11 protein-coding genes are annotated in these 12,256 nt (G+C 40.7%); 6 read left to right on the forward strand and 5 right to left on the reverse strand.

What is annotated here, in order from left to right:
- Window positions 1–15 precede the first annotated feature (15 nt).
- A complete protein-coding gene (locus tag COP04_RS13070) occupies window positions 16–1,047 on the forward strand; it encodes an LCP family protein (RefSeq protein WP_239984859.1) in 1,032 nt (343 codons plus the stop codon).
- Window positions 1,048–1,226: 179 nt separating this feature from the next.
- Here COP04_RS13070 and COP04_RS13075 read toward each other — a convergent pair whose 3' ends face one another.
- Together COP04_RS13075 and COP04_RS13080 are read right to left on the reverse strand one after the other, a co-directional pair.
- Window positions 1,227–2,387 carry a glycosyl hydrolase family 18 protein gene (locus COP04_RS13075; protein WP_157800295.1) on the reverse strand — a complete coding sequence of 387 codons (1,161 nt, stop codon included), beginning with the start codon at window positions 2,385–2,387 and terminating at the stop codon, window positions 1,227–1,229.
- A 178-nt stretch (window positions 2,388–2,565) separates the two neighbouring features.
- Window positions 2,566–3,969 carry an amino acid permease gene (locus COP04_RS13080; protein ID WP_157800296.1) on the reverse strand — a complete coding sequence of 468 codons (1,404 nt, stop codon included), beginning with the start codon at window positions 3,967–3,969 and terminating at the stop codon, window positions 2,566–2,568.
- 283 nt (window positions 3,970–4,252) lie between these two features.
- Between COP04_RS13080 and COP04_RS20805 the strand changes: the two genes are divergently transcribed.
- The gene (locus tag COP04_RS20805) at window positions 4,253–4,525 is read left to right on the forward strand and encodes a CPBP family intramembrane glutamic endopeptidase (protein WP_420852792.1); all 273 of its coding nucleotides are present in this window, start codon (window positions 4,253–4,255) and stop codon (window positions 4,523–4,525) included.
- 45 nt (window positions 4,526–4,570) lie between these two features.
- Complete coding sequence (locus tag COP04_RS13090; RefSeq protein WP_100488431.1) at window positions 4,571–5,026, forward strand: hypothetical protein; 456 nt, start codon at window positions 4,571–4,573, stop codon at window positions 5,024–5,026.
- Window positions 5,027–5,225: 199 nt separating this feature from the next.
- Here COP04_RS13090 and COP04_RS13095 read toward each other — a convergent pair whose 3' ends face one another.
- Entirely contained in the window at window positions 5,226–6,443 is a 1,218-nt protein-coding gene (locus COP04_RS13095) for an MFS transporter (protein WP_100488432.1), read from the reverse strand.
- 85 nt (window positions 6,444–6,528) lie between these two features.
- Window positions 6,529–7,578, reverse strand: a complete 1,050-nt coding sequence (locus COP04_RS13100) for an ArsR/SmtB family transcription factor (protein WP_100488433.1) — start codon at window positions 7,576–7,578, stop codon at window positions 6,529–6,531.
- Between the two features lie 407 nt (window positions 7,579–7,985).
- Here COP04_RS13100 and COP04_RS20535 point away from each other — a divergent pair, with 407 nt between their 5' ends.
- From COP04_RS20535 to COP04_RS13115, 3 genes are all read left to right on the forward strand, one after another.
- Window positions 7,986–8,504 carry a methyltransferase family protein gene (locus COP04_RS20535; RefSeq protein ID WP_100488434.1) on the forward strand — a complete coding sequence of 173 codons (519 nt, stop codon included), beginning with the start codon at window positions 7,986–7,988 and terminating at the stop codon, window positions 8,502–8,504.
- A 152-nt stretch (window positions 8,505–8,656) separates the two neighbouring features.
- Window positions 8,657–9,229 (forward strand): TetR/AcrR family transcriptional regulator, encoded by a 573-nt coding sequence (locus tag COP04_RS13110; RefSeq protein WP_100488435.1) that lies wholly within the window; start codon window positions 8,657–8,659, stop codon window positions 9,227–9,229.
- Window positions 9,230–9,346: 117 nt separating this feature from the next.
- Window positions 9,347–11,047, forward strand: a complete 1,701-nt coding sequence (locus COP04_RS13115) for an oleate hydratase (protein WP_100488436.1) — start codon at window positions 9,347–9,349, stop codon at window positions 11,045–11,047.
- A 326-nt stretch (window positions 11,048–11,373) separates the two neighbouring features.
- Here the strand turns inward: COP04_RS13115 and COP04_RS13120 are convergent, their stop codons facing one another.
- On the reverse strand, window positions 11,374–12,219 hold the full coding sequence (locus COP04_RS13120) for an alpha/beta fold hydrolase (protein WP_100488437.1): 846 nt from the start codon (window positions 12,217–12,219) through the stop codon (window positions 11,374–11,376).
- Between the last annotated feature and the right edge of the window lie 37 nt (window positions 12,220–12,256).

Raw genomic sequence — 12,256 nt, forward strand, 5'->3', positions numbered from 1 at the left:
AAGGGAGCAGCAGTCGTGGCACAGATTAGCACAGACAGTGAATCACGTCATTCACTGAAAAAATCTAAAAAACATCATAAAGTTTTGCGCTATACTCTTTTAATTCTGGCGGCTCTGATACTGGTAGCGGCGGGTGTCTTTGCCTATGAATCACACCAATTAAGTCCACAGACTCATTTCAGTCACTTAAAAGCTATTGGGAGCCCTAATAAAAACAATAATGCGCTCAGTAAATATAAAGAAAAATCAGGCGTTTTCAATGTACTCCTCATTGGCTCCGACGCTCGCAAAACAGACCCGGCCGGGCATACAGATTCAATACTGCTTATTCATGCCGATTTGAACAATCATAAGTACGACGTGCTGAGTATTCCTCGCGACACGCGTGTCTATATGTCCGGATACGGCTACACAAAACTGACTAGTGTCCAGTACGTTTCACAGATTAATCACGGCACAAAGCAAGGAATTCTTGATGCTATAAGCGCTATCTCAAATCTCACCGGCGTTCCGGTCAACTATTATGCAGAAACGAATTACTGGGGCCTTCAGGACATGGTTGATGCGATCGGTGGAATACAGATGAATGTTCCTTTTAATGTCACACTGACTCATCCATGGTATCCCGAAGATAAAAACATGACCTTTTCTGCCGGGATGCACACGCTCAATGGTAAAATGGTAACCGAAATTGTACATGAACGCGATTCGGTCCCTGGAACTGATTACGGGCGCCAGCAGTTACAGGAAGCTGCGTTGATCGGCATTGCGAAAAAAGTAATGCAGCCTTCAAATATCACCAAATTGCCGGCCCTGTCTCAGTCTACATCAAAATTTCTTATTGGGACCAATATGACCACGGACGACATGATCAGTATGGGCCTGGGTGTCAGGAGTGATTTCCATCCGGAGCAGCAAATCCAATACCATCAAGTCAAAGGTCAAAATGCGGTCATGTACGATGACATTTTGAAAGCAAATAATGACGAGGTTGTCCTTGATCCCGGTCAATTAAAATCTGTTGTCCAGAAATATTTTACAAACTGAGTACAAGGAATTCCAAGTAATTTTTCAAAAACGATAAACTTTTAACAGTAAAAAGCCGCATTTTTCGATTGAAAAATACGGCTTTTTTTACTGTCCTGCGTAGAAACAAATTCAGAGAACGTCCAAAAGAGGAAATTACAAAAGACTAGACTGATATTTTCTTATAAGAGTTAGTCCTATTAATTTGAATACACAGTACGACTAAGCGTGTTCCATTCATTCGAAGGCATCATATCCAAATTCCAGAATCCAAAACCTGCCAGATGGTACTGATTGGATAAGTTTAAAAACGCTTTTATGGACCGGTCGTCTGTCAGCCAGGCCTCATAATTTTTATTTTGCTCGGAGTAGGAAAAATAATAGGTAGCATTGGCGGGCTGCCATTCTTCGGGATGATGCGTTTTCAGCAGATTGCTGGCGTATGCACTTGATAACGCCTGGCTGCCCAAACTTTTCCCGTCTACCCCCACCTGCCAAATTCTTGTATATGAAGGAAGTCCAAGCACCAGTTTCTGTGCCGGAATATCCGTCTGAATCAATTGTTCTATATTTTTTCTGAGCCATTGAAGCGAAGTGACCGGACCGGGGTAAGGATCCGTTGACCAATGTTCATCGTAGCCCATAAGAACAATATAATCACAATACATTCCGATAAGTTTGTTAAACGATAAATAACTATTTTGTCCGCCGAACATTTCCGGCTGCAAATCAATGGATAAAGTGATTTGATCCAGTTTCAAGGTTTTCGAAAAATCATTAATCAGCACTGTAAAAGCCGACCGGTCCTTTACAGCAACATTTTCGATGTCGAGATTGATCCCGTCTAAATGGCTCCTTTCCGCATCCAGTCTAATTTCCTGAATCACCTGCCCCATTTTATTCCGATCTGTAAGAAAACGGCTGATTTCTCCGGAAGATTGCTGCTGCATGGCCACCCTTCCCCATACCTTCTTCCCTTCACGATGTAAGCGAGTGATCATCTCAGGTGCCAATACTTGTTGTGTCCCATAGGAAGCGTTTATTGTGGCAAAAAGCGGAGAAATGATATCAAGATGCTTATATCCGGCTACTTGAGTATTGCTGCCGCTCAACCAACCAAGAGAAATCTCCTTTGCCTTCGTTGCTGTAGCTATTTTTCCTGTTGTCGAATGAAATGAACTGATTTCTGCATCCATCCAGTATATTGGTGCACTGACATTTTTAGCAGTTGTATCCTGATGAGGATAAAACGTTACAATGAGAGACGGAATGGCGAGCACAGGTACTGCTAACAGAATGGCAAAACGCAACATTAGCTTTATCAGTCGGTCTGTAGCATTTGATAGATCGTTTATAAGCATCACTCCTGACTGCATTGCTACTAATGAACCTATGTAAAAACACTCAAAAGTAGAATTGACAATCAGAGCCTGAATACTATTTTTGATAAAGACAACCTTTTCTTTTTTATATCATTATTGTCGCCTGTTTTACGATTGAACTTACTCTTTAGGTAGTGGTTGACGTCCACCTAACATTTTACTGCACTGGTTTCTTTTCATCAATCAGGTTTTTTTTAAACCAGTAAAACGCCAAAATCAAAGCAATAATTACCAGGATAAAAATGAGGCTGATCCGCTGCTGCCTTTGAAATACAGAGCCGGCAATGCCGAAGCCGATTATTAGAATTCCGATGATTCCTGAATAAGGCTGAAGCGGCATGGTCCAATGTTTAACCGAATAGGCTCGCCGGTTTTTCATATCAGAAAGAATGATGTTCAGCCAATTTAAAATAAGCATCGTACTGGAAGCCGTTGCCAGGTATTCATAAACAGATTTTGGCAGGAAATAAGAAAGGACATCGATGACAATTAACAGTCCCAACGTTAATAACAGCCCATAGACGGGGATATCTTTTTTATTTCGTTTATTAAATAATTGGGGTGCCGCATGATCCGAAGCCAGAGCAGCAAGGATGGATGTCATCGAGTAAAGTGCGCCGATCATCGTAGAAAAGGCTGCGGATAAAATGATCAAGTTGAACAGGCCGCTGACAAAGGAAATATGAGCGGCAGAAAGGGCGGTCACAAACGGGCTCTCCGAGGGACCAATTGATTTCCAATGAGCGATCGATAAGATGGAAACAACAGAAAGAAGGTAAATAACAATCAATGCAAAAACAAGTGTATAGCCTGCTTTCGTTACATCGCCTTCGTTTCGACACTTATTGGCAATCAAACCAACTATTTCAATGCCGCCAAATGAAAGCAGTACAAAAAGCATGCTCCCCCAGAAGCCGAAAAAACCATTCGGAAATAAGCCCGCCTGAAACGGATTATGGACAGACAAAGAATGTAAAAATGAGGGCCTATTCCCGATGATAAGCATGAATGCCATCAGTATGAAAGCAAAAAGAGCAGACAGTTTAAGGACAGCGAAGAAAGACTCTATTGTTCCGAAATCTTTAATCCCGAGCAGAATCACACCGATTCCAAAACAGGAATAACCGGTAAAAAACAGCCACAGAGGAACTGTGGGGAACCAAAAGCGGGTAAATGTGGATAAAGCTGTAATTTCGCTGGATACAATCAATAAGCCGGCGAACCAGTAAATCCACCCAAAGACGAAAGCGTACGCTTCACCATAGGCTTTTTCAGCATAAGTCCGAAACGATCCGCTTTCCGGATCATTTACTGTCATTTCTGCCAGTGCTGAGAATACAATCAAAGCGGCAAAGCCGGCGACTAAATAGCTCAGTAAAACGGACACACCGGCGGTACGGATCGATAAACCAGATCCGAGAAAAAAGCCGGCTCCAATAACCGAACTGATACCAATTAGACTGAGCTGCCACCATGAGAGATAAGAGCCCTTTCCAGACTGAACATTTTTCTGTTCCTGACGGTGAGCCATGTTTTGAATGGGATGATGGGACATTTTCATATGTTGGAGCCCCTCTTTCAAATATGCGTTATTGTAAACATCTCCGTTAAATTCATACATTACCATAAAAATTTTTCATTTGAAAGCTTCCTTAGCCAAGACCTGTTAACTAAGATAGCTCCAGCCACCAACGTATAATGATGTCGCATTTTACGTTTTGCTTTGCAAACCTCCCTTCGATTCCGAATTTCAATTTTATTATTTTGAAGGAATTTGTCTTTGCCACTCGAGATATCCAAAAAGAAGGGCTGAAAAAAAATAATTGTACCGCGTCGAATCAACTTTGCTTTTCGCTCTGGTTCACGCCGGTTTTAATATGATCGGAATTATTATTGCTTTTATAATGGGAATGCTCCTGGCGCTCACATACATTGTCGGCCGCAGGAGCTTGACTCCCCCATTAATCAGCCATATACTTATTAACCTGCTTATTAAGCCTCGGTTATTGATGTTCATTATACGTGTACTCAAAAATTGTTTAATTTATAAACGAAGTTGCTCATACCGTGTTTCTTATTTCGTCACTTATCGCTGCACACTTGAGGCAGAAATTTAAGCGAAAGAGCGAATTACTATTGACAGATATAAAAGGGGGTTTTTTATGAAAAGAATCATTTCGGTTTTTATTGGTATTGCACTCTTATTATCTCTGGCAGCCTGCAGCAGCCAGTCGGGCCAGTCAGACAAATGGGAAAAAAGTATTTCAGCAAATAAACTTACCCAGCAGGAAAAAATTGCGATCGATTTTACGCAAAACTTATACAGCGGCAATAAATCCAAACAGATCGCAACGATTAATCAATATGCTGCTCCAAAAACTATCAGCAGTTTAAAGGATAAAATAAAGGTTGGAGGTTTCCAGCAAACATTTCATTCTGTTGAGGTCATTAAAGGAGCCCAGGCAAAACTCAAAGGCAGAGAATATTTTCTTGCCCTGCTCGAGATGAAAGATTCAAAAAGCGTTGTTAACAAACGCATTGTCATCATGCCTGGTGACAAGGTCCTGCACATTCTTTCAGGAAATGTACAGACTTACAAAAAAGAACTCGGAAGCTGATCCGTATACATTAAAAAAGGCTATCGATTCTGGATTGCCGCAATGCAGTAATTGTTCATCGAAAAACGTAAAATTAGACTAAGGCTGTTACGATCATGTAACAGCCTTTTTTGGGTCATCTTTCCTCAAATTGAGGCGGGAGTCTCCCGACTGACTATTAGTTGCTCCCAACCGTGTGTAAGTCGCTCCTAACCGCATATTAGTTGCTCCTAATCTTTCGGATGCCATGCAGCTCCTCTTTAAAAGGAAAATAAAGCGTCATCCCGGAACAGGCGACAATAAGACCAAAACAGAGCAGAATCCACGGAACAGATAGTTGGCCGGTCAGGAATGAGCCAAAAAGTGCGCCCAGGGGAACAGTACATGAGCCAAGCATCGCGTTAAAGCTATTGACCCGTCCCCTCTTGTCATCTTCAGTAATCAATTGGAAAGTTGTTCCAATGCCGATACTGGCAAAGCTGATCCCCAGACCCAGTAATCCGAAGAAGAAAGTCAGCGGGATAAAATTCGGCAGTAATCCTGCTAAGATTAAAGCAGTACCCTCCAAAACAAGGCCAGCCAATGACAATCTGATCTGGTTACTGATATGGCTGAAAAGAATGATCACGCTTCCCAACAAAGCACCTATCGATATTGCCGCGTCCATCCAACCCAATCCTGTCGATCCGAATCTTAATTGATGACTGATGACAACAAGGAAAACTTCAATCGGCGCGAGAAAGAAGTTAATGATCACACCACCCACCAAAGTAAGGCATAAAAGACGTTTCATTCGAAATGTATAGAAAAGCCCCTCTTTAAATCTTGTAAAAAATGATTCACCACGCCCCGGTTGATTTATTGGAGGAATTTTCAGAAAAAGTGAGAAGAAAAAAGAAATAATAAATGATAGACCGTTTAAAACGAATACTGAACTGATCGATAAAACCGAGATCAATATACCGCCGATAACTGGCCCCAATATAGTCGAAAAACGCCTAATAAATTCAAAAATCGCATTCCCTGCTGACAAATTGTTCTTATCCAAAACAAGCGGAACTGTAGAAGAAAGAGCAGGTGAGAAAAAAGCATTCATCGCTGAAATCATGACAAGAAATAAATTAATTGTAATCAGTGAGAAGTGCCCTTCTAAAGTCAGGACAGCGATCACAAACATAACCAGCCCTCTGACAAAATCTGAGATCATCAATATTTGTTTCTTTATATTCCGATCAGCAAAGACACCCGCCCATGGCATAACAAGGATTGAAGGAAGTGTCATGCAGATTACACTCATCCCAAGGGACATGGCTGAACCCGTCTGCTTCATAATCGTCCACATTAGGCCGATATAATAGATCTGATCCCCGAAGATAGAAATACCCTGCCCTCCAAGCAATAGTAAAAATTGACGATTTTTCAATAACCCATTCATCATATTTTCATCATTCCATTTATATAGAATTAATATTTCTATTTATATCGAATATAGAAGCAAAAATTAGCCATTTTCCCTCATCAGACTAATCTTTAATCAGTGACTGAAGCATTTGATTCATTAATTTTTTGATTTGTTCATTCCTGACTTCGTAGTAGATCCGATTTTCTTTCCTGACCGGCCTTACAAAACCATAGTACGAAAGTGAGGATAAATGATGAGAAATTGTTGAATTGGAAAGATGCAGCTGCTGCCCTAGTTCATAGCCATAAAGCGGCCTCTGATTCAGCAAACGGATAATGCTGATGCGCTTCTCGTCTGCAAGCACTTTGAAAGCCTGATCCACTTTGCCCCTGTCCGCAGAATAGCCTTGTTCTTCAAATGGGAGCTGCCTGAGGCCAAATAGGAAAAGGCAAAAATTTTCAGTACTGGTCGTAAATGACCAATCATCGTAGAATACAGAGGGAGCAAGAACAACCTCATTCATCTGATCGACAGGCATCTGATACTTCTTTGAAACGAGCTGTAAAAACTTTTTTTCACCATGTGTTTCCGCAAAATTTTTTACCTTATTGATTGTAACTTGCTGCTTTTCCAGGAAACCGCTTAATTCATCCTTCATCAATTGAGACAAAGTATACAGAAGCTTTATCAGGCGCTCTTTTGTTTCTTCTTTGTGGACATACAGATAGAGCAGCTTCCATTTTTCCTGTTCCGGCAGATTACTTTGATCAATGTTGGTCGTCGTTGTTTCCAGATTTACAGGATTAATCGTGCCTTCCGGTCCATAACCTGTGTGAAGAAAATAGGAAAACAATTTACGACTGGGAAGCTGCTTCAATGATTCGAGAAAAAGATCGATGTCAGCATAGACTTTTTCATCCCACGCAAAACGTACTAAAGTTAATCCCAGGTAACTCTCATAGTTAAAAAACACGTCCAGCTCTTTTTTTACATCCTGAGGTAAAATCGCCCTCTTTTGCACAACCCACTGTTTCAACTCAATCGGTTTCTCCTGAAAACCACGTGATTCGTCTAATTGGATTCTATCAGGTGTCGTCACACGAAACATCGCGGCGAACAGTTCAAAGACAGGAGATGTAACATAATGAACTTCAGGCATTGCTGCTTCCATTGAATCACTCCAATAGCCAATTTTGTTTCATGTCGAGTGTGAAACATTCGATTTATATAAAAACATACATTTTATGACAATGAAATTATAGCACATCTTTAGCATTCGTTGAATCCTATTCTCAGCAAAGCCATAAATATTTTAGGAATTAATCATTGGTCACAGTTCACGTCAACTTCCATTCAAGTTATTTTAAAAAAATAAAAGATTTAAAATGATTCACGCAGTCTTTATAATTTTAATTAAGAACGCAAAAGCACCCGGAGTTAAGGAATTATTATAGAATATCATCATTTGCAGGCAGTTAATCGGCACAAATAAACTTTTTACTGAACTCTTTTTCAAATGTTTAAAAATTTTTTAAAGCTGTAATTTATAGTCGGCAATTTAAGAGAGTGGGGATAATAATGAATGCATTTCTCACGGTGATACCGATAATACTTATTAGGTTCGGGCTTCTAAACATTCTAGACAAACGAGCATTAAAACGTGCAGCTTACTTTCCCCCACTAATAGGGGGTGAGAAAGTGGCATTTTGGTTCTATCAGATTGCAAACATTCTCATACTCCTGTATTTACTTTTTCTTAGAATCAGGAATGACTCATTTTGGTATTACGCAGGCTTGATCATATACAGTCTAGGGATCATTCTTTGCATCATATCCGTAGTAGATTTTGCAAAACCGAACAAGAATGGAATAAATTTAAAAGGGCTTTATCGAATGTCGCGTAATCCTATGTACGTTGCCTATTTTATTTATTTTTTAGGTTGTGTGCTGCTCACGCGCTCGCTGATATTACTGACACTACTCGTAATTTTTCAAATATCAACTCATTGGATCATCCTTTCAGAAGAAAGATGGTGCACCAAGGAATTTGACGGAGAGTACGTAAAATATATGCATAGAGTGAGACGCTATTTTTAGAGGCATAAGACGCTTCTATTAAATGTCTATAACCCGGTTTAGAACCAAAATTGACAATGAACACGCGTAATCGAAGCGACCTTGGAAGTGTTACCGAAAGCAGAATAAAATGTTATACAACTTAACACATTCAGCCAGAAGGGAATTTTACTATGTCGGAATCAGATATTACGAAAAGAGCAATTTCCCAAGCACTTGAGCACTTATGCCATAAAAAGCGTTTTGACAAGATTAGTATTTCCGACATTACTCAGGCCTGTGGTTTGAATCGACAGACTTTATATTATCATTTTGCCAATAAATATGACCTGCTGGATTGGACATACCGCCGTCTGTCATTCCACTATTTAGAGGAAGGCACGACGCTCGATAATTGGGATGAGCACGTTTTAGCGATGCTCGTCACCATCCAGTCCCACCGTGACTTTTATCGGAACACGACATCCAGTGATCCAAGCATTTTGGCAAATAGTTTTTCTGTAATCACTAATAAATTGTTTGCAGCGCTCATCAATCGTTTTGACTCGGAAAAACGCATTCAGGAAAGCGATGGTATATTTTATTCAAACTTTTTCTCTTATGGCTGCTGTGGTATTCTGCTTTCCTGGATTATGCATGGTTTTAAAGACTCTGCACAGACTATAGCGAACCAATTATTCCGCCTGGCAAAGGACGTCGAAATACTGGCATACCGCCTGCTGCAGGAAAAAAATCAAACCATCTGACATGTTCTCTAGACGATTTCATGATTTTGTCTGAAAATCACACAAATAGCGATAATTGCTGCATGTAGTTTTTCTCATACTGGTGTACATTGAAATCAAATCAGGGAGGGGTTATCGATGGTTAAAAAGAGAACAGGAATACTAGCGGCCGGTGCAGCGGTAATAGGTATCACCTATGCCGCAAAGAAGTGGCAGCAGAGTATAAAATCGATGAAGGAAAAAACTGCGGACGAGGAAATAAAGTCCCGCTATTATGGTGAAAAGCAGGTCTACTTTATCGGTGGTGGAATCGCCAGTTTAGCGGGTGCTGCTTTTTTAGTTCGTGATGCTCATTTCGATGGCCACAACATTCATGTTATTGAAGGGATGCCTGTTTTAGGCGGAAGTAATGATGGTGCCGGTTCTGCAGCGCAGGGCTTTGTCTGCCGTGGCGGCCGAATGTTAAATGAAGAAACCTATGAAAATTTCTGGGATTTATTTAAAAGTATCCCCTCTTTGGCTATGCCGGGTAAAAGTGTAACGGAGGAAATTTTAAACTTTGACCACCTGCACCCCACACATGCCCAGGCACGTTTAATTGATAAAGAACGCAATATTTTAGACGCCCATTCAATGGGATTCGATAACGATGATCGTATCGCGATGATCAGACTATTAGCGACAAAAGAAAACAAGCTGGATAATTTAACGATTCAGGATTGGTTTGGCCCGCATTTCTTTGAAACAAACTTTTGGTATATGTGGCAAACGACCTTTGCTTTTCAAAAATGGAGCAGCCTGTTCGAACTACGGCGTTACATGAATCGCATGATTCTGGAATTCTCGCGCATTGATACGCTGGAAGGAGTCACTAGAACACCCTACAATCAGTATGAAAGCCTTATCCTGCCACTCAAAGCTTATCTTGATAAATATGGCGTTGATTTTTCCATTAACCGGACGGTAACAGATGTTGATTTTAAAGATGATGATACGATTACTGCCACTGCGTTACACTTTGACGATGGCTCTTCTCTGAAGTTAAAGGAAGGCGATATCGTGATCATGACCAATGCCTGCATGACCGATAGCGCCACTTTGGGAGATTGGGATGTACCTGCCCCAATACCTGAAGAACGTCCCATTTCAGGCGAACTATGGTATAAAATTGCTCACAAGAAAGCAAACTTGGGAAATCCGGAACCATTCTTTACACATGAAAAGGAAACAAACTGGGAGAGCTTCACGGTTACATGTAAAGGCAGCAAGCTTTTAAAACGTATTGAAAAATTTACTGACAATATTCCCGGCAGCGGCGCGCTGATGACTTTCAAGGATTCGAACTGGTTAATGAACATCGTGATTGCCGCTCAGCCTCACTTCAAGGCGCAAGATGCAGACACAACCATCTTTTGGGGATATGGATTGTATACGGACCGCGTTGGAGACTATGTGAAGAAACCTATGAAGGAGTGCAGTGGTGAAGAAATCCTTTATGAACTGATCTGTCATTTGAAATGGGAAGAGGACTGGAATGAAATAAAGGAAGAGGTCGTTAACGTCATCCCGTGCTATATGCCTTATATTGATGCACAATTTCAGCCAAGAGCCATGTCTGATCGCCCGTCTGTTGTTCCAGAGGGAAGCACTAATTTTGCCATGATCAGCCAATTTGTTGAAATACCAAAGGACATGGTTTTTACAGAAGAGTATTCTGTCCGCGCTGCGCGCATTGCGGTATACAGTCTGTTTCATATTGACAAAGAAATTTGTCACGTAACACCCTATAATCGGAGTCCGAAAGTGCTGGCAAAAGCCATACAAACAATGTATCGATAAATCTTGCAAAGTCTTCAAGCTTCGCTCAGTCAGGTAGCTTCATTACTGCCGCTGAAAGACCTTAATTCAAAGTATCACGAATTTTTTAATTCAGTGATGCAAAAAATCCCCCTGGATTGTCATGCACCCCGATTATTGGATTTTGATGTCCAACATTTTGGGATCAGCACAGATCTGGGGAAATTTTTTAGTTTCTAGCCTTCAAAAGTAACCTTAATTATCATCTTAGCTGATCTAATGCGGCCCGCACCGCTTCTAGATCACAAAGGGCGGTATATTGGGATAGAAAATAAAGTAAACATACCCGCTTACCCAAGTGAAAGAAATTATATTCTTTCCAAAAATTCGTCAAAGTATTTGTAGAATTCTTCCTTGTTTGCCAGATGAACATTGTGATTCGGATCTGACATTTCACGGGGAAGACAATTCTGGATCAGAGATTGCATGTTAATAAAATCTTCATCTGATACGGCATCGTTGCCTTTTGCTCTGATTAGCAATACGAGGCATTTTATGCTGGGCAGCAGTTGAAACCAATCTTCATAATACGCAATGTTGGCAGCCACGGCCTGAGAGCTGAACATCATCTGATAGCCCGCTGCAGTTTCGATCAAACTGTTCATAAAATATTGATAACTTAGAGTCGAATCCGTCGCTTGTTTTATAAAATCCATTGCTTCGCTTAAACTTGAAAATGGTAAGGGCCAATCTTTTGTCAAAGGGTCCTTAAGCTGATCTAACGATAATTTTTTGAGCTCTTCAGTTTCTGGTAAAGAAGGGTCAGCCGCTGCGGACTTATCAAGAATAGCCACTGCTTTTATACGTTTAGAATATATTGCTGCTAAATACCCAGCTACTGCTCCCCCCATGGAATGCCCTACCAAGATGACTGAATCTACCTTTAAAAAATCTAATAGTTCAATAATATCCTCAGCCATTTCCTTAGCAGTATATTTCGCTATCGGTTTACTGCTCAATCCGTGTCCTCTTTGATCCGGAGCAATGACCCTGAACTGTTTGCCATAGTGCTGGATAAAATCAAACCAGGTTTCCGCTCTTCCATATCTTCCATGGAGACAAAGAATAGTCGGTCCATCGGTTTTTGTATCAAAATAAAACATGTCAAGACGCTTCAAGTGAGCAATGCTTCTATAAACTTTTGTTTTTCTCATACCATTCCTCTTCCATTCGTTTATATTTGAAATTTAA

It is taken from the genome of Sporolactobacillus pectinivorans (assembly GCF_002802965.1).
Classification (GTDB): domain Bacteria; phylum Bacillota; class Bacilli; order Bacillales; family Sporolactobacillaceae; genus Sporolactobacillus; species Sporolactobacillus pectinivorans.

What these genes read in the sequence shown, in the direction of transcription:
- COP04_RS13075 (WP_157800295.1), bottom strand. Translation starts at nt 2,387, where the DNA reads ATGCTTATAAACGATCTATCAAATGCTACAGACCGACTGATAAAGCTA.
- COP04_RS13080 (WP_157800296.1), bottom strand. Translation starts at nt 3,969, where the DNA reads ATGAAAATGTCCCATCATCCCATTCAAAACATGGCTCACCGTCAGGAA.
- COP04_RS13090 (WP_100488431.1), top strand. Translation starts at nt 4,571, where the DNA reads ATGAAAAGAATCATTTCGGTTTTTATTGGTATTGCACTCTTATTATCT.
- COP04_RS13095 (WP_100488432.1), bottom strand. Translation starts at nt 6,443, where the DNA reads ATGATGAATGGGTTATTGAAAAATCGTCAATTTTTACTATTGCTTGGA.
- COP04_RS13100 (WP_100488433.1), bottom strand. Translation starts at nt 7,578, where the DNA reads ATGGAAGCAGCAATGCCTGAAGTTCATTATGTTACATCTCCTGTCTTT.
- COP04_RS20535 (WP_100488434.1), top strand. Translation starts at nt 7,986, where the DNA reads ATGAATGCATTTCTCACGGTGATACCGATAATACTTATTAGGTTCGGG.
- COP04_RS13110 (WP_100488435.1), top strand. Translation starts at nt 8,657, where the DNA reads ATGTCGGAATCAGATATTACGAAAAGAGCAATTTCCCAAGCACTTGAG.
- COP04_RS13115 (WP_100488436.1), top strand. Translation starts at nt 9,347, where the DNA reads ATGGTTAAAAAGAGAACAGGAATACTAGCGGCCGGTGCAGCGGTAATA.
- COP04_RS13120 (WP_100488437.1), bottom strand. Translation starts at nt 12,219, where the DNA reads ATGAGAAAAACAAAAGTTTATAGAAGCATTGCTCACTTGAAGCGTCTT.